The sequence below is a fragment of the Paracoccus acridae genome (genome assembly GCF_014642735.1).
Taxonomy (GTDB): domain Bacteria; phylum Pseudomonadota; class Alphaproteobacteria; order Rhodobacterales; family Rhodobacteraceae; genus Paracoccus; species Paracoccus acridae.
Genome location: NZ_BMIV01000002.1, coordinates 128640 through 147116 on the forward strand (window position 1 = coordinate 128640; position 18477 = coordinate 147116).

Consider the following 18477-nt stretch of genomic DNA (forward strand, 5'->3'; position numbering starts at 1 on the left):
CGCAGCCGGTCTGCGAACTTCGCCAAATGGTCAGGTCAGGGATTTCAGCCTTCGGCGCGGGACTGGCGCTTGCGCTCGTGCGGGTCCAGGTAGCGCTTGCGCAGGCGGATGTTCTTGGGCGTGACCTCGACCAGCTCGTCGTCGTTGATATAGGCGATGGCCTCTTCCAGCGACATGCGGACCGGGGGCGTCAGGCGAACGGCCTCATCGGTGCCGGATGCGCGGACGTTGGTCAGCTTCTTGCCCTTCAGCGGGTTCACTTCCAGGTCGTTGTCGCGCGAGTGTTCGCCGATGATCATGCCGGTATAAAGCTGTTCCTGCGCGCCGATGAACATCTTGCCGCGCTCTTCCAGGTTCCACAGGGCATAGGCGACGCTGACGCCGTTCTCCATCGAGATCAGCACCCCTTGGCGGCGGCCCTGGATCTGGCCCTTGTAGGGGGTCCAGCCGTGGAAGATGCGGTTCAAGACGCCGTTGCCGCGCGTGTCGGTCATGAATTCGCCATGGTACCCGATCAGCCCGCGCGAGGGCACATGGGCCACGATCCGCGTCTTGCCCACGCCTGCCGGGCGCATGTCCACCATGTCGCCCTTGCGGTCGCCGGTCAGCTTTTCGATGACGACGCCGGTATAGTCGTCGTCCACGTCGATGATGACTTCCTCGACCGGTTCAAGCCGCTGGCCGTCTTCCTCGCGGAAGATCACGCGGGGGCGGCTGATCGACAGCTCGAAGCCCTCGCGGCGCATGTTCTCGATCAGCACGCCCATCTGCAATTCGCCGCGCCCCGAGACGATGAAGGCGTCGCCGCCCGGCGTATCCTCGACCTTGATGGCGACGTTGACCTCGGCCTCGCGCATCAGGCGTTCGCGGATCACGCGGGACTGGACCTTCTTGCCGTCCTGTCCGGCCAGCGGGCTGTCGTTGATGCCGAAGGTCACGCTGATGGTGGGCGGGTCGATCGGCTGGGCGGGCAGGGCGGTGTCCACGTCAAGCGCGCAGATGGTGTCGGCGACCGTGGCCTTGGACATGCCGGCCAGCGTGACGATATCGCCGGCCTGCGCCTCGTCGATGGGGGTCTGGGTCAGGCCGCGGAAGGCCAGCACCTTGCTGATGCGGAACTGTTCGATCCGCTCGCCGTCGCGCGACAGGGCCTTGACGGTGTCGCCCGCCTTGGCGCGCCCAGCCTCGACCCGGCCGGTCAGAAGGCGGCCCAGGAAGGGGTCGGCCGACAGCGTGGTCGCCAGCATCTGGAAGGGCTCGGCCGCGCGCGTGATCTGCTTGGGCGGCTGGACATGCGACAGGATCAGGTCGAACAGCGCCGACATGTCCTTGCGCGGACCGTCCAGCGTTTCGTCCGCCCAGCCGCCGATGCCGCTGGCATAGACATGCGGGAAATCCAGCTGTTCGTCATTCGCGCCCAGGTTGGCAAACAGGTCGAAGACGTCGTTCAGCGCGTTGTCGGGCTCGGCCGCGGGCTTGTCCACCTTGTTCAGCACGACGATGGGGCGCAGGCCAAGCGCCAGCGCCTTCGAGGTCACGAACTTCGTCTGCGGCATCGGGCCTTCGGCGGCATCGACCAGCAGGCAGACGCCATCGACCATGGACAGGATCCGTTCCACCTCGCCGCCGAAATCGGCGTGGCCGGGCGTGTCCACGATGTTGATGCGCGTGCCCTTCCATTCGACCGAGGTGGCCTTGGCAAGGATGGTGATGCCGCGTTCGCGTTCGATGTCGTTGCTGTCCATCACCCGTTCGGCGACGGCCTGGTTTTCGCGGAACGACCCGGACTGGCGCAACAGCTGGTCGACCAGCGTCGTCTTGCCGTGGTCAACGTGAGCGATGATGGCGATGTTGCGGATATCCATGGGCGACCTTTTCAATTTGCGGCCGCCCTACAGAAAAGTCGCCCGAAAGACCAGACGCAATCGCGGCGCCCGCTGGCGCCGCGCGCCGGGCCTCAGCGCAATCCCAGGAAGGACAGGATGAACAGGACGACGACGACCAGGCCGACGATGTAGATGATCGAGTTCATGGCAACGGCTCCTTTGTGTTGACTGCCATGCCTGTATCCTTGAGTGGATGCGGCCGGGCCTGTGCCCCCTTGGGCGATCGAACCTTTAACGGTTTGATCTGCATCGGGTTCCATCGTCAAGGTCGACCGTTTCAGGTCCGTGGCAACCAGCCCAGACCCTGCGCGGTCAAGGCGCGGGGATTGTATTCCGCGCTGACCCAGCCCTTGTAGCCCGATTGATCCAGGGCGGCGAAAAAGCCGGGATAGTCGATCATCCCGCCCGTCGGTTCGTGACGTCCGGGAACGCCCGCGATCTGGACATGGCGGACGATGCCCCCATGCCTGCGCCAGACTTCCATCGCGTCCCCGGTGATCAACTGGGCATGATAGCTGTCGAATTGCAGCCCCAGATTCGGGGCACCGACCTGGGCGATGATTTCCGCCGCCAGGTCGAAGTCCGCCAGGAAATAGCCGGGCTGGTCCATGGGGTTCAGCGGCTCGATCATCAGGCTGACATGGGGGGCGCGATCCGCCGCCCAGGCCAGGTTGCGCGTGAATGTCGCGCGTGCGTCCGGGCCTTCGGCGTAACCCGCCATGATGTGGACATGCCGCGCCCGCAGGGCCTCGGCAAAGCGCAGCGCGCGGTCGAAGTCGCTGCGGAACCGATCCTCGCGCCCCGGTTCGGCGGCGAAACCGCGCGGCCCGCCCGCCCAGTTTGGCGGCGGCGTGTTCATCAGCACGAATTCCAGCCCCGCCGCGATGGCTGCGCGCGACAGGTCGCGGGCGGGGATGTCATAGGGGAACAGGATCTCGACCCCCTGGAAGCCTGCATCCGCGGCGGCCGCGAATCGCTCCAGCATCGGCAGTTCGGTGAACAGCATCGTCAGGTTGGCGGCGAAGCGGGGCATCAGGGTTCCAACGGAAAGAACACGCCGCCTGACCGGATGCCCGCGCGGCCCCCTTCGTCAGTTGCGGCGGCGGCAAGGCGATAGAAGGTCTTGCGGTCGATCAGGGCTTCCAGCCCGGCGCGCACATGGACATAGGGGCGCGGCGCGTCGGGGGTGCCGCGCAGGGTGATCGGGTTGTCCGGCCCGGCCGTGACACTGTCGCCCACATTCGTGGTGAACGTCACCGCGTCGGGCAGGATATCGGCGTCGATGGCCACGAAAGGCGCGTCCACCACGCGGATGCCCACCTTTTCGACGGGCGTCACCAGAAAGAAGCTGTCCCCTTCCCGTTTCAGGATCGTCGAGAAAAGCCGGACCATGGCAGGACGGCCAATGGGCGTGCCCTGATAGAACCAGCTGCCGTCGGCGCAGATCTCCATGTCCAGGTCGCCGCAGAAGGGCGGGTTCCACAGATGCACCGGCGGCAGGCCCCCCTTGGCCGCCCTACTGGCCGCTGCGGCGATGCCTTCGGCGCTCACAGCTTTGTCACCGCGATCTGCCATTCTCTGTAGTCGCCTTTCCGATATCCTCTTATGGTTCGTGTAAAGCAGCGAAGGGACGTTGTCATGGCTTCGGATGAGAATCTGGTTACGCGGGTCGAGCAGCTTGGGCAAAGCCTTGCCGATGCCCGCGCCAGCATCGAGCGCCGCTTCGTGGGCCAGCATCAGGTGGTCGAACAGGTGCTGGCGGCGATCCTGTCGGGCGGTCACGCGCTTCTGGTGGGCCAGCCGGGCCTGGGCAAGACCATGCTGGTCGATACGCTGTCCACCGTCCTGGGCCTGGGCAGCCAGCGGATCCAGTTCACCCCCGACCTGATGCCCGCCGACATCCTGGGGTCCGAGGTTCTGGACGTGCTGCCCGACGGTTCCCGCGCCTTCCGCTTCATCGAAGGCCCGGTCTTCACCCAGCTTCTGATGGCGGACGAGATCAACCGGGCGTCCCCCCGCACCCAATCCGCCCTGCTGCAAGCCATGCAGGAACGAGAGGTCACGATCAGCGGCCAGCACCGTCCCCTTGGTCGTCCCTTCCATGTCCTAGCCACCCAGAACCCGATCGAACAGGAAGGCACCTATCCGCTGCCCGAGGCGCAGTTGGACCGCTTCCTGCTGCAGATCGACGTGGACTATCCCGACCGCGACACCGAACGCGCCATCCTGCTGGCCACCACCGGGGTCGAGGATGGCCGCGCCCATGCCGCCTTCGACGCCGAGGGGCTGATCGACGCGCAGCGTCTGGTCCGGCAGATGCCCGTGGGCGAGGGCGTGGTCGAGGCGATCCTGGATCTGGTCCGCGCCTGCCGTCCGGGCGGGGCCGAGGCGGCCGGGTTCATCGGCGACACCCTGATCTGGGGACCGGGACCCCGCGCGGCGCAGGCCCTGATGCTGGTGACGCGCGCCCGCGCCGTGCTGAACGGCCGCTTCGCCCCCACGCTCGAGGATGTGGAGGCGATGGCCGCGCCCGTTCTGCGCCACCGCATGGCGCTGTCCTTCGCCGCCCGCGCGCGGGGCGAAACCGTGGACGGCGTGATCGGCCGTTTGCTGGACGACCGGTTCAGCGCGCGCCAGGCGGCATGAGGGCGTCTTGACACGAAGCCCCGCCGATCTTCGCGCCGCCACCCTCAGATCGGGGGCGCAATCGGCCAGCGGCCATCTGCCGGCGCTGATCCTGTCGGCGGAACGGCTTGCCGCGATGATCGCGCCGGGCGCCCATGGCCTGCGTCGCAGCGGTCCCGGGGAAGATTTCTGGCAATACCGTCCCGCCACCCAGGGCGACTCCGCCCGGTCCATCGACTGGCGCCGGTCGGCCCGGTCGGACGCCCAGTTCGTCCGCGACCGAGAGGCGCAGACGGCGCAGGCGGTGGGCCTCTGGGTCTCGGCCGGGCAGGGCATGGGTTATGCGGGTGCGCCGGATCGGCCGACCAAGGCCGACCGGGCGCATCTTCTGGCCCTGGCGCTGGCGATGGTTCTTCTGCGCGGAGGAGAGAAGGTGGGCCTGCTGGGCCAGCCCGCCCGCGCGGGCCGGGTCCAGGCGGACCGGCTGGCCGAACGGATCGCCGCATCCGTGCCGATCCCCGGCGACCACGACGCACCATCCCCCGACATGCTGCGCCCCAACCAGCGTCTGGTGATCCTGTCGGATTTCCTGACCGACACGGCCTGGGTCGATGCGCTGCTGGCCCGCGCGGCAGGCATCGGCGTCACCGGGGTCCTGATGCAGGTCCTGGACTCGGACGAGGAGGTTTTTCCCTATTCTGGCGCGGTTCTGTTCCGGTCCCTGTCGGGCGCCATCCGCCATGACAGCCGCGACGCGGGCGGGTTGCGCGATGCCTATCTGGCGCGGCTGGCTGAACGGCGCGACTGGCTGCGCCGCCGCGCGACCGAGGCGGGCTGGCAATTCGGCCACCATTCCACCGGCAATGCGCCCGCCACGGCGCTAAGCTGGCTTTATCAGGTGCTTGCCGACTGATGTTGATGCTGGGTCCCATAGGTTTCGCGGCCCCCTGGGTGCTGACCGCCCTGATCGCGCTGCCGGTGCTGTGGGTGATCCTGCGCGCCCTGCCGCCCGCGCCGCGCCAGGTGGCCTTTCCCGGCGTGGCGCTGTTGCGCGGGTTGCTGGACCGCGTGCCGGTCGCGCGGCGCACGCCCTGGTGGCTGCTGCTGCTGCGCCTGGCGACGGTGGCCGCGATGATCCTGGCCTTCGCCGGGCCAAGCTGGAAGCCCACAGCGCCCGGCAATCAGACCGGCCCGCTGCTGGTGGTCCTTGACGCGGGCTGGTCCGCCGCGCCCGACTGGCCCGCCCGCGTGACGCGCGCCGAAGCCGCGCTGACGGACGCGGCAGGCCAAGGCCGACCCGCCGCTTTGCTGCTGGCCGACGGCCACCCCGCGCCCGGCGCGCTGCCCTTTGCCCCGGCCGATACGCTGCTGGCGGGCCTGCGCGCTGCGCAACCGGTGTCCTGGCCCACGGGTCTTCCCGAGGATCCGGCAGCAACCCTGGCTGCGGTGCCCGAGGGCCAGCTTTCCACCCTGTGGATCAGCGACGGGCTGGATCACCCGAACCGCGCCGCCTGGCTGGCGGCCCTGGCCGATCTTGGGCCGGTCACGGTGGTGCCGCCCGCCCGCGCCCTGCGGTCGCTGTCTCTGCATGCGGGCGACACGCCGTCCCTGACGCTGTCCGCCACGGACGAATCCGCGCCCGCGATCCTGGCCATCGGTCCCGACCCGCAGGGTGTCGAACGCGAACTGGCCCGCCTGACCCCCGGCGACGCGGCCGTGGCTGACGGGATCAGCACCCGCCCCACGGCCATCGACCTGCCGCCCGAACTGCGCAACCGCATCACCCGCTTCCAGGTCGAGGGCGAGGCCCATGCAGGCGCCGTGGTCTTGGCCGACGACCGGGTGAAACGCCGCAAGGTGGGCCTGGTGGGCGAGGCTGACCGCCAGGCCGAGGGGCAGCAGCTTCTGTCGCAACTGCATTATCTTCGCCGTGCGCTGACCCCCACGACCGATCTGGTTGAAGGGGGGCTTGGCGATGTCCTGAACACCGCGCCCGACGTGATCGTGCTGGCCGACCAAGTCGATCTGGCCGAAGCCGGCGATCTGGCCGGCTGGGTGGATGACGGCGGCTTGCTGATCCGCTTCGCAGGCCCGCGCATGGCCGCGTTCGAGGATTTGCAGGACGAACCCCTGATCCCCGTGGCCTTGCGCCAAGGCGGGCGCGACATTGGCGGGGCCCTGTCCTGGGGCGATCCGCGCGGCATCGCGCCCTTTGCCGCCGATGGGGTCTTTGCCGGTCTGACCCCGCCGGAGGATGTCGCGATCCGCGCGCAACTGATGGCGCAGCCCGCGCCCGAACTTGCAGAACGCACGCTGGCCGCCCTGTCGGACAACACGCCGCTGGTGACACGCGCCCGCATGGGGCAGGGGCAGGTGGTGTTGTTCCATGTCACCGCCAATGCCGAATGGTCGAACCTGCCGATTTCGGGCCTGTTCGTGGACATGCTGAACCGGCTGGTCCAGACCGCCCGCGTCTCGATGGCCGAGGAACAGGCGGACGACCGCGACCAGCCCTTCTGGACGCCGGAGACGGTGCTGGACGGCTTTGGCCGCGCCTCGCCAGCCGAAGGGCTGGCCCCGGTCGCGGCGGCCGACCTGACGCTGGGACCGGGGCCGGACCGCCCGGCAGGCATCTATGTCGCGGGCGAACGGCGGGTCGCGCTGAACGCGGGCGGCCCGCTGGTGCTGGCCCAATGGCCCGGCGCCACGGTCGAGGCTGCGGGCACGGCCACCGGGCGCGATCTGCGCGGCCCGCTTCTGGCGCTTGCGGCGCTGATGCTGGCGCTGGACGCGCTGGGCTCGGCGATGATCGCGCGCGGCGGGCGGGTGGCGGCGGCCATGGTGCTGGCCGTGATGATCCTGCCCGGGCCGCAGGCCCAGGCGCAGGCGCAAGAACCGGCGCAGCCCCAGGTCCAGGCGCAGGACGTGAACCCGGAACTGGCCCGCGCCGCGAACGAGGTCGCGCTGGCCTATGTGGTGACCGGCGATGACCGGGTGGACAATGCGTCGCGGGAAGGGCTGCGCGGGCTGTCGATGGTGCTGGCGCAGCGCACCTCGGTCGAGCCGGGCCAACCGGTCGCCATCGACCTGGACCAGGACGACCTGTCGGTCCTGACCTTTCTTTACTGGCCGATCACCGACACGCAGGCCTCTCCCTCGCCGCAGGCCTATGTCCGGCTGAACCATTTCCTGCGATCCGGCGGGATGATCCTGTTCGACACGCGCGACGGCGATGTCACCGGCGTCGGCGGGCCGGACATGTCGCAGGCGCTGCAAGCCCTGGCCGCGCCGCTGGAGGTGCCGCCCCTGTCGCCAGTCCCCGACGATCACGTCCTGACCCGCAGCTTCTATCTGCTGGCCGATTTCCCCGGCCGCTGGCAGGACAACCCCGTCTGGCTGGAAGCGCCCCCCGCAGGCGCCCAGGCGGCCGAGGGCGTGCCCTTCCGCCAGTTGAACGACGGCGTCAGCCCCGTGGTGATCGGCGGCAATTCCTGGGCCGAGGCCTGGGCAGTCGATGAGAACGGCTATCCGACCTTTCCCATCGGCGGCGGCTGGGAAGGCGAGATGCAGCGGGAAATGGCCTTCAGATTCGGCGTGAACCTGATCATGTATGTCCTGACGGGCAATTACAAATCCGACCAGGTCCATGTTCCCGCCCTGCTGGACCGGATGCGGACCGAGGAGATGCTTGGCCCATGACCCAGCTTCGCTTCGACCCGCTTCTGCCCTGGTGGGCGATCGCCGCGCTTGGCGTTCTTGCGCTTCTGGTGGCGGGCTTCGCCCTGTGGCGGGGCCTGCGCGGCTGGGCCTGGCGCGGGCTTGCCGGGCTTGCCGCCGCCCTGGCGCTTGCCGGACCCGCGCTGGAAATCGGCAGCCGCGCCGGGTTGTCCGACATCGTGATCCTGATCGACGACCGGTCGGCCAGCCAAGGCCTGCCGGAACGGACCGCGCAGGCCGATGCCGCCGTCGATGCCATGACCCGCCAAATCGCCGCGCTGCCCAATACCGAACTGCGCCGCGTGACGGTGGGCGACAATGACGACGGCACCCTTCTGGCCACGGAAATGGCCCGCGCCATCGCCGCCGAACCCGAAGCCCGGCTGGCCGGCGTGATCGCCGTCACCGACGGGCGGCTGCACGATCCGGCCATGCTGCCCGCGACCGCGCCCGCCCCGGTCCACGTCCTGCTGACCGGCAGGCCCCAAGATTGGGACCGCCGCCTGGTGATCGAGGAAGCCCCTGCCTTCGGCCTGATCGACCAGCAGGTGACGATCCGCCTGCGGATCGAGGACCAGGGCGCCGTCCCGCCCCAGGCGCAGACCGGATCCGCCAACCTGCGCCTGTCCCTGGACGGAGAGGACGAGCAGGTTCTGGCCGTGCCCCTGGGCCAGTCCATCACCCTGCCTTTGACGCTGGATCACGCGGGCCAGAACGTCGTGCAGGTCGGTTTCGACGCGCCCGAAGGGGACGAATTGACCGACCGCAACAACAGTGCCGCCATCACCATCAACGGCGTGCGCGACCGGCTGCGGGTGCTTCTGGTGTCGGGCGAGCCCCACGCGGGCGAACGCACCTGGCGCAACCTGCTGAAATCCGACGCGGCCGTGGACCTGATCCATTTCACCATCCTGCGCCCGCCCGACAAGTCGGACGGCGTGCCCGTCAACGAATTGTCGCTGATCGCCTTTCCGACACAGGAACTGTTCATGGAACGGATTGGCGATTTCGACCTGATCATCTTCGACCGCTACAGCGTGCGGGGCATCCTTCCGCCGGACTATTACCTCAACATCGCCCGATATGTCGAAGACGGGGGCGCGATCCTGGTATCCGCCGGACCCGAGATGGCCGGGGTGGAAAGCCTGTACCTGTCGCCCCTGGGCCGCATCCTGCCCGCGCGCCCCACGGGTCGCGTGTTGGAGGAACCGTTCCGTCCCCGCCTGACCGAAGAAGGGCAGCGCCATCCCGTCACCGCTGCCCTGCCGGGTTCGGGGGCCGAGGATCCGACCTGGGGCCGCTGGCTGCGCATGGCGACGGTCCAGCCCGACCCCGATGCGCAGGTGGCGATGACCGGCATCGACGGCGAACCCCTGCTGATCCTCGACCGCGTGGGCGAAGGGCGGGTGGCGCTTCTGACCTCGGACCAGGTGTGGCTGTGGGGCCGCGGTTTCGAAGGTGGCGGGCCGCAGCTGGAACTGCTGCGCCGCATCGCCCATTGGTCGATGAAGGAACCCGAGCTTGAGGAGGAGGCCCTGCTGGCCGATGTCTCGGACGGGATGTCGGTGCGCTTCACCCGCCGCACCATGGCCGACAGCGCCGGTCCCCTGGTCGTGACCCGCCCCGATGGCCAGACCGAGGAGGTGCCGCTGTCCGACGCCGGGCCGGGCCGCTTCACCGCCGACTGGACCGCGCCGGAACCGGGGCTGTATCGCCTGGCGGACGGCGACCTGCGCCGGGTGCTGGCGCTTGGTCCCGCAGCCCCGCGAGAGTTCGAGCAGACCGTGGCAAGCCCCGCCGCCCTGCAGCCGCTGATGACGGCGACCGGGGGTGGGGCCGTGGCGCTGTCGGACGGAATGCCCGACCTGCGCACGGTCGATCCCGGTCGCAGCGCGCATGGCAGCGCGGCGCTTGGCGACTGGATCGCGATCACGCCGCGCGACGCGGCTTCGATCACCGGGCTGGAACGCCGGCCCCTGCTGCCCGGCTGGGCCTGGCTGCTGCTGGTGTCCGGCCTGATCCTGACCGGCTGGCTGCGCGAGGGACGGCCCGGCAAGGCTGCGCCCATGGCCCCGACCATGCCGGGCTGACCGCTTGCCAAGTGGCAACCGCATTGCTAACCGGGATAAAACGTCCTGAAGGAACGCTCATGGTCGAAGAAACGCGCGCGCCCGCCCCTTATGCCGAGGCCGATCTGTCGCTGATCAAGCGCATCATTCCCCATCGCTATCCCTTCCTGTTCATCGACAAGGTGCGCGACATCGTCCCGCACGAAGGCGGCGTGGGCATCAAGATGGTGACCTGCAACGAGCCGCATTTCCAGGGCCACTTCCCCGGTGAACCCGTCATGCCCGGCGTCACCATCGTCGAGGCGATGGCCCAGACGTCCGCCGTGATCGTGGGCATCAGCATGAACATCATCGACAAGCCGCTGGCGACCTATTTCATGGGCATCGACAAGTGCAAGTTCCGCCGCATGGTGGTGCCCGGCGACGTGCTGGAACTGCATTGCAAGGCCCTGCGCGGCGGCGGCAAGATCTGGAAGTTCGAGGGCCGCGCCCTGGTGGACGGCCAGCTTTGCGCATCCGCCGAATTCACCGCCATGATGGCCCTGAAGGCCGATGGTTGACATCCATCCCACCGCCGTGATCGAGGACGGCGCGCAGATCGGCGCGGGCGTGCGGATCGGTGCCTTTTGCGTGGTCGGCCCCAAGGTCCGGCTGGCGGACGGGGTCGAGCTGAAATCCCACGTTGCCATTGCCGGGGACACCAGTATCGGGGCGGACACGGTGGTCTTCCCTTTCGCATCCATCGGCGAAGTGCCGCAGGACCTGAAATTCAAGGGCGAGGATGTGCGGCTGGAGATCGGGGCGCGCAATCGGATCCGCGAATACGTCACCATGAATCCCGGCACCCAAGGCGGCGGCGGGGTGACCCGCGTGGGCGATGACGGGCTGTTCATGGCGGGCTGCCATGTGGGCCACGACTGCCAGTTGGGCGACCGGGTGATCCTGGTCAACAACGCATCCCTGGCGGGGCATTGCCACCTGGATGACGACGTGATCATCGGCGGGCTGTCGGGCGTTCATCAATGGGTGCGCATCGGTCGCGGCGCGATGATCGGCGCGGTGACGATGGTGACGGCCGACGTGATCCCCTATGGCCTGGTGCAGGGGCCGCGCGGGCATCTGGACGGGCTGAATCTGGTAGGGCTGAAGCGCCGGGGCGCCAGCCGGGCCGAGATCCACGAATTGCGAGAGATGCTGGACCGGCTGGGCGCAGGCAGCTTCCGTGACAGCGCCCGCCAGATGGCCGAGGCCGAGACGGGCGCGATGGTGCGCGACGTGCTGGACTTCATCCTGGGTCCATCGGACCGCAGCTTCCTGACCCCGAAACCCGCATGAGCCGGCCCGAATGACTCGAACCGCCGTCATCGCGGGCCAGGGCGCGCTTGCCCCCGCCGTCATCGCCGTGCTGGACGCGCCGCTGGTCTATGCGCTCGACGGCTTCGCGCCCGAAGGGGTCGAGGCGCAGCCTTTTCGCCTGGAACGACTGGTGCCATTCCTGGACAGCCTCACCGATCAGGGGGTCGAACGCGTGGTCTTTGCTGGGGCGATCCGCCGCCCGCGCCTTGACCCCGAACTGTTTGACAACCGCACAGCCCAACTGGTGCCGCGGATCATGTTGGCGATGCAGTCGGGCGACGATGGCGCGCTGCGGGCGGTCCTGGACGTGTTCGAGGAGCATGGACTGTCCATCGTCTCGGTCGCCGAGGTCGCGCCCGACCTGATCCCCGGCGAAGGCGTCCTGGCGGGAGAGCCAACTGCCGCCGACCGGCGCGATGCCGAACGGGCCGCGCTGATCCACGCAACGCTGGGACCGCTGGACGTGGGGCAAGGCAATGTTGTGGCGCAGGGCCAGTGCCTTGCCATTGAAACCCTGCCGGGCACCCAGGCGATGCTGGAATTCGCCGGGCTTCATGCCGGGCTGCGGCCCAATCCCAAGGGGGCGAAAGGCGTGTTCTTCAAGGCGCCCAAGCCCGGCCAGGACATGCGCATCGACCTGCCGACGCTTGGCCCCGACAGCGTGACCCAAGCCGCCGCTGCGGGACTCGCAGGGATCGCCTGGCAGGCGGGCGGGGTGATCCTGCTGGACCGGGCAGAGGCCATCCGGCGCGCGGAAGCGGCTGGATTGTTTTTGTGGGCAATGCCGGGTTCGGGTATTTAGACAACGAAGAAATTGGCTTCTTCGTTGCATAAATACCCACAGGACATCAGCAACGGGGTGACTCGCATGAAGTTCTTCCTGATCGCGGGCGAGCCTTCGGGCGACCAGTTGGGCGCGGCGCTGATGGCCGGGCTGCGGGAACTGGTGCCGGACGCGGAATTTGTCGGCATCGGCGGAGAGGCGATGTCGGCCCAGGGACTGACAAGCCTGTTCCCCATGCAGGAACTCAGCGTGATGGGCATCTGGGAGGTGTTGCCGAAATACCGCCACCTGAAGCGCCGCATCGCGGAAACCGCCGCGCGCATCGCGGCCGAGAACCCGGACGCGCTGATCGGCATCGACAGCCCGGATTTCTGCCTGCGCGTGGCCCGCGCGGCGCGGGCGCAGCGTCCCGGTCTGCGGGTGATCCATTACGTCGCGCCATCGGTCTGGGCCTGGCGGCCGGGACGCGCCTTGAAGATGGCCGAGGTGGTTGACCACGTCCTGGCGATCCTGCCCTTCGAGCCGCCGCTGATGCAGGCGGCCGGCATGACCTGCGACTTCGTGGGCCACCCAATCGCGACGGCCCAGGTCGCCGGTCCCGACGAGGCCGCGCTGTTCCGCGCGGGCCATGGCATCACGCCCGAAAGTCCCGTGGTTCTCTGCCTGCCGGGTTCGCGGGCGGGCGAAGTGGGACGTCTGCTGCCCCGCTTCGGAGAGGCGCTGAACGACCTGCGCCACCACGTCCCCGACATGCAGGTGGTTCTTCCGACCGTGGCCGGCGTCTTGGGGCAGGTCCGGCATCTGACCGCGCAATGGCCGATCCGCCCCCTGATCGTCGAGGATGCGGACCAGAAGCGCGCGGCCTTCGCGGCGGCCGACCTGGCGCTGGCGGCATCGGGCACGGTCAGCCTGGATCTGGCGGCGAACCGGGTGCCGATGGTGATCGGCTATGACATGGCGCCGCTCAGCCGGATGCTGGTGGGGATGCTTCTGAAGACCGACACGGTGACGCTGGTCAACCTGGTCAGCGACACGCGCGTGGTGCCCGAATTCCTGGGGCGCGACTGCCAACCCGCGCCCATGGCGCAGGCCCTGCTGCGGTTGCTGAACGATCCGGCAGCCCGTCAGGCCCAGCTTGACGCGATGGACCTGACCATGGACCGGCTGGGCAAGGGGGGCGAGGCGCCGGGTCTGCGCGCCGCCCGTTCCGTGCTAGGCGCGATCAAAGGACCGCGGTGACGATCACCTCGACCTTGTAGTCCGGCGTTGCCAGCTTCGCCTCGCCCGTGGCGCGGGCGGGGGTGTGGCCCTGGGGCGCCCACTGGTCCCAGACGGCGTTCATTTCGGCGAAATCGGCCATGTCGGCCAGCCAGATCTGGGCGGATACGATGCGGGTCTTGTCGGTCCCCGCCTCGGCCAAGAGGCGGTCCACCTGTTCCAGCACCACGCGGGTCTGATCGGCCACGGATGCGCCGGGCTCGCCCACCTGGCCCGCCAGCCAGACGATGCCGTTGGCGATGACCGCCTGGCTCATGCGCGGGCCGGTTTCGATACGCTTGATGTCGCTCATGTTCATGCTCCTTGGATGAGACGCCAGAAAAAGATCGCGGTCATGCCGAAGCCCACCACGGCGATCAGCAGGCGCAGCATGTCGCGCGGGATCATGCGGGCCACGGGCGCGCCGGCATAGCCGCCCGCGATGGTGCCCACCGCCATCAGCGCCGCCGGTCCCCAGGCCACCGCGCCGCCCGCCGCGAAGATCGCGAAGGCGATCAGCGACAGCGCGAAGGACAGCCAGCATTTCAGCCCGTTCATCGCGTGCAGGTCCGCCATGCCCCACATCGCGAAGACCGCCAGAAGGATGATGCCAAGCCCGCCGTTGAAATAGCCGCCATAGACCGCGACCGGCAGCAGGATGCCCAGGCCGAAGGGCTTGACCACCGACCGCCATCGAGAGGCCATGCGCCGCACGTCGTCGGCGCGATAGAAGACCAGGGTGGCGGCCAGCAGCAGGAAGGGCACCAGGATCGAGAATGCCTCGTTCGAACTGACCAGCAGCAGCCCGCTGCCGATGGCGCCGCCGATCATCGTCCATATCGTCAGCTTGGCGAAGGGCGCGTCCTGGATGCGTCGGATGTCGCCGCGAAAGGCGATGGCGGCCGACAGATAGCCGGGCAGGGCGGCGATGGTGCTGGTGGCGTTGGCGACCACCGGCGGGATGCCCACGAAGACAAGCGCGGGAAAGGTGATGAACGTGCCGCCGCCGGCGACGGCGTTCAGCATCCCGCCGAAAAACGCGGCGACGAACAGAAGCAGGGCTTCCAGCATGGCAATCCTTCGATCAGGGGCGAAGGACGCATGTCCTTGGCGGTGGCCGGGATTCGGATCGGACGCGACGCTAGCCGCAGGGTTGCAGGGGCACAAGGCCATGCGCCCGTGACCGGTTTTTCGGCAGGGTGGTCACCCTGCGGGCGGGCGTGCTTGTGGCATGTTAGCGACCTAAACCCCCGATGAAATGTCGCAAATGGTGTTGCGCGACCACTGGCCGGAGGCTTAACGTGCAGATGCGCTGAACAACGAGAACCAGAAACAGGGAGAGCGCCTTTTGCTGGACACGACCCGCGGCGATGCCTTCGTCGCCTTTGAACATGTGCAAAAAAGCTATGACGGCCAGACTCTTGTGGTCAAGGACCTGAACCTGTCCATCGGCAAGGGAGAGTTCCTGACCATGCTGGGCCCGTCGGGGTCGGGCAAGACCACCTGCCTGATGATGCTGGCGGGGTTCGAGACCGCGACCCATGGCGAGATCCGCCTGGCGGGCCGGCCGATCAACCAGGTGCCCCCGCACAAGCGCGGCATCGGCATGGTGTTCCAGAACTATGCCCTGTTCCCGCACATGACGGTCGGCGAGAACCTGTCCTTCCCGCTGGAAGTGCGCGGCATGTCGAAATCCGAACGCGACACCCGCATTACTCGCGCCCTGGACATGGTGCAGATGGGAAAGTTCGCCAACCGCCGTCCCGCCCAGCTGTCGGGCGGCCAGCAGCAGCGCATCGCGCTGGCCCGCGCGCTGGTCTTCGACCCCGAACTGGTGCTGATGGACGAACCGCTGGGCGCCTTGGACAAGCAGTTGCGCGAACACATGCAGTTCGAGATCAAGCACCTGCACGAACGCCTTGGAATCACCTGCGTCTATGTCACCCATGACCAGGGCGAGGCGCTGACCATGTCGGACCGGGTGGCGGTCTTCAACGACGGGCGCATCCAGCAGCTTGCCGCGCCCGCCGATCTTTATGAACGCCCCGAGAACAGCTTCGTGGCCCAGTTCATCGGCGAGAACAACAAGCTGCCCGGCGTGATCGAGGATCTGTCGGGCGACAAGGCCTTGGTGCGCCTGAAGACGGGCGAGCTGATCGACGCCACCCCCGTCAACGTGCGCGAGAAGGGCCAGCAGACGCTGGTGTCGATCCGCCCCGAACGGGTCGAGTTCAAGCCCGAGATGATGCCCCCCGGCGCCCACATGATCGGCGCCGAGGTCTGCGAGGTGATCTATATGGGCGACATCCTGCGCGCCCGCCTGAAGGTCGCGGGCAGCGCGGATTTCGTCATGAAGATGCGCAACACCATCGGCCAGACCCGGCTGGAACCCGGCCAGCAGATCAAGATCGGCTGGCATCCCGCCGACGCCCGCGCCCTGGACCCGGTCTGACCGGCGCCCCCGGGGCCACGAATGACGGCGAATGCCGCATGTCCTTGCAGTTGGAGTGATAGATGAAAAAGACGCTTGCCTTGACTACCGCGCTTGGCCTGATCGGCTTTCCTGCGCTGGCCGAAGTGAACCTGCTGTCCTGGGGCGGGGCCTATGGCAACAGCCACCTGGAAGCCTATGCCAAGCCTTTCGAGGCTGAAACCGGCATCAAGGTGAACATGGCGGATGCCGACAATCCCGCCACCCCCATCAAGGCGATGGTCGAGGCGGGCAATGTCACCACCGACGTGGCCTCGGTCGAATATGCCGATGCGGTGCGCCTGTGCGACGAAGGCCTGCTTGAGGAAATCGACCCGGCGATCCTGGTCGCGGCCGAGGACGGCACCGCCGCCACCGACGACTTCATCGAAGGCGCGATCACCGAATGCTTCGTCGCCACCGACGTCTATTCGATGGTCCTGGCCTATGACGACAGCAAGTTCCCCGACGCCAAGCCCGCCACCCCGGCGGATTTCTTCGATCTTGAGAAGTTTCCCGGCAAGCGCACCATGCGCAAGGGCGCCAAGTTCAACCTGGAACTGGCGCTGATGGCCGATGGCGTCCCCGCGAACGAAGTCTATGACGTGCTCGCGACGCCCGAAGGCGTGGACCGCGCCTTTGCCAAGCTGGACACGATCAAGAACCAGGTCATCTGGTGGGAAGCGGGCGCCCAGCCGCCGCAGCTTCTGGCCGATGGCGAAGTCAACATGGCCTATGCCTTCAACGGCCGGATCTTCAACGCCGCCCAAGGCGAGGGCAAGCCCTTCCAGATCATCTGGGACGGCCAGATCTATGAGATGGAAGGCTGGGTGATCCCGAAAGGGGCCAACAACCTGGAAGACGCCAAGAAGTTCGTGGCCTGGACGACCTCGCCCGCGCCGCAGGCCCGTGCGGCCGAGTTCATAAGCTATGGCCCGCCGCGCAAATCCGCCGCGGCCCTGGTCGGAAACATCGAGGGGACCGATCAGCCGATGGGTCCGCACCTGCCCACGACCGAGGAAAACCTGACCAATGCCCTGGCATCGAACCTGGAATTCTGGGTCGATCGGGACGCCGAGCTGAACGAACGCTTCAACAGCTGGCTTGCAAGCTGAACGGATCGGGGCGGGCAGAACGCCCGCCCCAGCCCCCACAGGGGCCAAGAACAAGGGCAATGGCCCATTCATCAACGGGAGTTCAAGAACGTGAAAACCACTCTGGTTCTATCCACCGCCCTTGCGGGCATGGCCTTCGCGGCGACCGCGCAAGAGGTCAATGTCGTCTCCTGGGGCGGCGCCTACGAGGTCAGCCAGGTCGAGGCCTATAACAAGCCCTTCACCCAGGCGACCGGCATCAAGGCCAACATGATCGCCGCCGACGACCCCGCCACGCCTCTCAAGGCGCAGGTCGAGGCCGGCAACGTCACCGGCGATGTCTTCGACCTGGCGATGGCCGATGCGATCCGCCTGTGCGACGAAGGCGCGCTGATGGAATTCGATCCCGCCGACCTGCCCGCAGGTGCCGACGGCACCCCGGCGGCCGAGGATTTCGTCGAAGGTTCGCTGTCCGATTGCGCCGTGGGCAACATCGTCTGGGGAACGGTGATCGGCTATGACAAGACCAAGTTCGAGGGCGAGGCGCCCCAAACCGTCGCCGACTTCTTCGACACCGAGAAATTCCCCGGCAAGCGCGGCCTGCCCAAGTCGCCCAAGCGCACGCTGTATCTGGCGCTGATCGCCGACGGGGTGGCCGCCGACGAGGTTTACGACGTGCTGGGAACGCCCGAGGGCGTGGACCGCGCCTTTGCCAAGCTGGACACGATCAAGAACGACGTGATCTGGTGGGAGGCAGGCGCCCAGCCGATGCAGTTGCTGGCGGACGGAGAGGTGGTGATGACCACCGTCTATAACGGCCGGATCTTCGATGCGATGGTCGGCGAGGGCAAGCCCTTCGACGTGATCTGGGACGGCCAGTACCTGGAAATCAACGCCTTCGTCGTGCCCAAGGACGCCCCCAATCCCGAAGCCGCGGTGGAATATGTGAAGTTCGCGACCGGCACCCAGCCGCTGGCGGACCAGGCGAAATACATCGCCTATGGCCCGGCGCGCCAGTCATCGGCCCCGCTGGTCGGGATGTATCAGGACGGCACGACCGAAATGGCGCCGCATATGCCGACCGAACCCGACCACCTGACATCCGCCGTTGTGGACAATCCGGAATTCTGGGCCGACCACGATGCCGAGATGACCGAACGGTTCAACAGCTGGCTGGCCGGTTCCTGACCGGACGCGACCGCAACTCCGAAGGTTTAGG

The 18477-nt window shown here is 67.9% G+C and carries 17 protein-coding genes; 11 read left to right on the forward strand and 6 right to left on the reverse strand.

All coding sequences use genetic code 11. The annotated features are described in order from the left end of the window. Window positions 1-44: 44 nt before the first annotated feature. The 4 genes from typA to IEX25_RS03735 form a co-directional block, all read right to left on the reverse strand. Window positions 45-1865: a translational GTPase TypA gene (gene typA, locus IEX25_RS03720; protein WP_188714084.1), complete on the reverse strand. Its 1821-nt coding sequence runs from the start codon at window positions 1863-1865 to the stop codon at window positions 45-47. A gap of 92 nt (window positions 1866-1957) precedes the next feature. Next, entirely contained in the window at window positions 1958-2146 is a 189-nt protein-coding gene (locus IEX25_RS03725) for a hypothetical protein (RefSeq protein WP_103172721.1), read from the reverse strand. A 17-nt stretch (window positions 2147-2163) separates the two neighbouring features. After that, window positions 2164-2919 carry a hydroxypyruvate isomerase family protein gene (locus IEX25_RS03730; RefSeq protein WP_188714085.1) on the reverse strand — a complete coding sequence of 252 codons (756 nt, stop codon included), beginning with the start codon at window positions 2917-2919 and terminating at the stop codon, window positions 2164-2166. Then, on the reverse strand, window positions 2919-3461 hold the full coding sequence (locus IEX25_RS03735) for a DUF1285 domain-containing protein (RefSeq protein WP_188714086.1): 543 nt from the start codon (window positions 3459-3461) through the stop codon (window positions 2919-2921). The genes IEX25_RS03730 and IEX25_RS03735 overlap by 1 nt, the downstream gene beginning before the upstream one ends. A 63-nt stretch (window positions 3462-3524) precedes the next feature. On the opposite strand from IEX25_RS03735, the gene IEX25_RS03740 reads away from it, so the two are divergent. The 8 genes from IEX25_RS03740 to lpxB all read left to right on the forward strand — a co-directional run bounded on the left by IEX25_RS03740 (window position 3525) and on the right by lpxB (window position 13676). Further along, window positions 3525-4532: an AAA family ATPase gene (locus IEX25_RS03740; protein ID WP_188714087.1), complete on the forward strand. Its 1008-nt coding sequence runs from the start codon at window positions 3525-3527 to the stop codon at window positions 4530-4532. 7 nt (window positions 4533-4539) lie between these two features. After that, window positions 4540-5424 (forward strand): DUF58 domain-containing protein, encoded by an 885-nt coding sequence (locus IEX25_RS03745; RefSeq protein WP_229665026.1) that lies wholly within the window; start codon window positions 4540-4542, stop codon window positions 5422-5424. Continuing rightward, entirely contained in the window at window positions 5424-8210 is a 2787-nt protein-coding gene (locus IEX25_RS03750) for a DUF4159 domain-containing protein (protein ID WP_188714088.1), read from the forward strand. Before IEX25_RS03745 ends, IEX25_RS03750 begins: the two co-directional genes overlap by 1 nt. Next, complete coding sequence (locus tag IEX25_RS03755) at window positions 8207-10318, forward strand: hypothetical protein (protein ID WP_188714089.1); 2112 nt, start codon at window positions 8207-8209, stop codon at window positions 10316-10318. The genes IEX25_RS03750 and IEX25_RS03755 overlap by 4 nt, the downstream gene beginning before the upstream one ends. Window positions 10319-10377: 59 nt before the next feature. Continuing rightward, window positions 10378-10857, forward strand: coding sequence for a 3-hydroxyacyl-ACP dehydratase FabZ (gene fabZ / locus IEX25_RS03760; protein ID WP_188714090.1), 480 nt, complete (start codon window positions 10378-10380; stop codon window positions 10855-10857). Beyond that, window positions 10850-11632: an acyl-ACP--UDP-N-acetylglucosamine O-acyltransferase gene (lpxA, locus tag IEX25_RS03765; protein WP_188714091.1), complete on the forward strand. Its 783-nt coding sequence runs from the start codon at window positions 10850-10852 to the stop codon at window positions 11630-11632. The genes fabZ and lpxA overlap by 8 nt, the downstream gene beginning before the upstream one ends. 10 nt (window positions 11633-11642) lie before the next feature. Next, window positions 11643-12455: an LpxI family protein gene (locus IEX25_RS03770; protein ID WP_188714092.1), complete on the forward strand. Its 813-nt coding sequence runs from the start codon at window positions 11643-11645 to the stop codon at window positions 12453-12455. Between the two features lie 66 nt (window positions 12456-12521). After that, window positions 12522-13676, forward strand: a complete 1155-nt coding sequence (lpxB, locus tag IEX25_RS03775; RefSeq protein WP_188714093.1) for a lipid-A-disaccharide synthase — start codon at window positions 12522-12524, stop codon at window positions 13674-13676. Here the strand turns inward: lpxB and IEX25_RS03780 are convergent. Continuing rightward, window positions 13660-14007: a RidA family protein gene (locus IEX25_RS03780; RefSeq protein WP_188714094.1), complete on the reverse strand. Its 348-nt coding sequence runs from the start codon at window positions 14005-14007 to the stop codon at window positions 13660-13662. The two genes, lpxB and IEX25_RS03780, sit on opposite strands and share 17 nt — an antisense overlap. Before the next feature lie 2 nt (window positions 14008-14009). Continuing rightward, window positions 14010-14765, reverse strand: coding sequence for a sulfite exporter TauE/SafE family protein (locus tag IEX25_RS03785; protein WP_188714095.1), 756 nt, complete (start codon window positions 14763-14765; stop codon window positions 14010-14012). A gap of 277 nt (window positions 14766-15042) precedes the next feature. Between IEX25_RS03785 and IEX25_RS03790 the strand changes: the two genes are divergently transcribed. The 3 genes from IEX25_RS03790 (at window position 15043) to IEX25_RS03800 (ending at window position 18446) form a co-directional block, all read left to right on the forward strand. Then, window positions 15043-16146 carry an ABC transporter ATP-binding protein gene (locus tag IEX25_RS03790; RefSeq protein WP_103172709.1) on the forward strand — a complete coding sequence of 368 codons (1104 nt, stop codon included), beginning with the start codon at window positions 15043-15045 and terminating at the stop codon, window positions 16144-16146. A gap of 62 nt (window positions 16147-16208) precedes the next feature. Next, window positions 16209-17279 (forward strand): ABC transporter substrate-binding protein, encoded by a 1071-nt coding sequence (locus IEX25_RS03795; protein ID WP_188714096.1) that lies wholly within the window; start codon window positions 16209-16211, stop codon window positions 17277-17279. A gap of 90 nt (window positions 17280-17369) precedes the next feature. Further along, entirely contained in the window at window positions 17370-18446 is a 1077-nt protein-coding gene (locus IEX25_RS03800; RefSeq protein WP_103172707.1) for an ABC transporter substrate-binding protein, read from the forward strand. The last annotated feature ends 31 nt before the right edge of the window (window positions 18447-18477 follow it).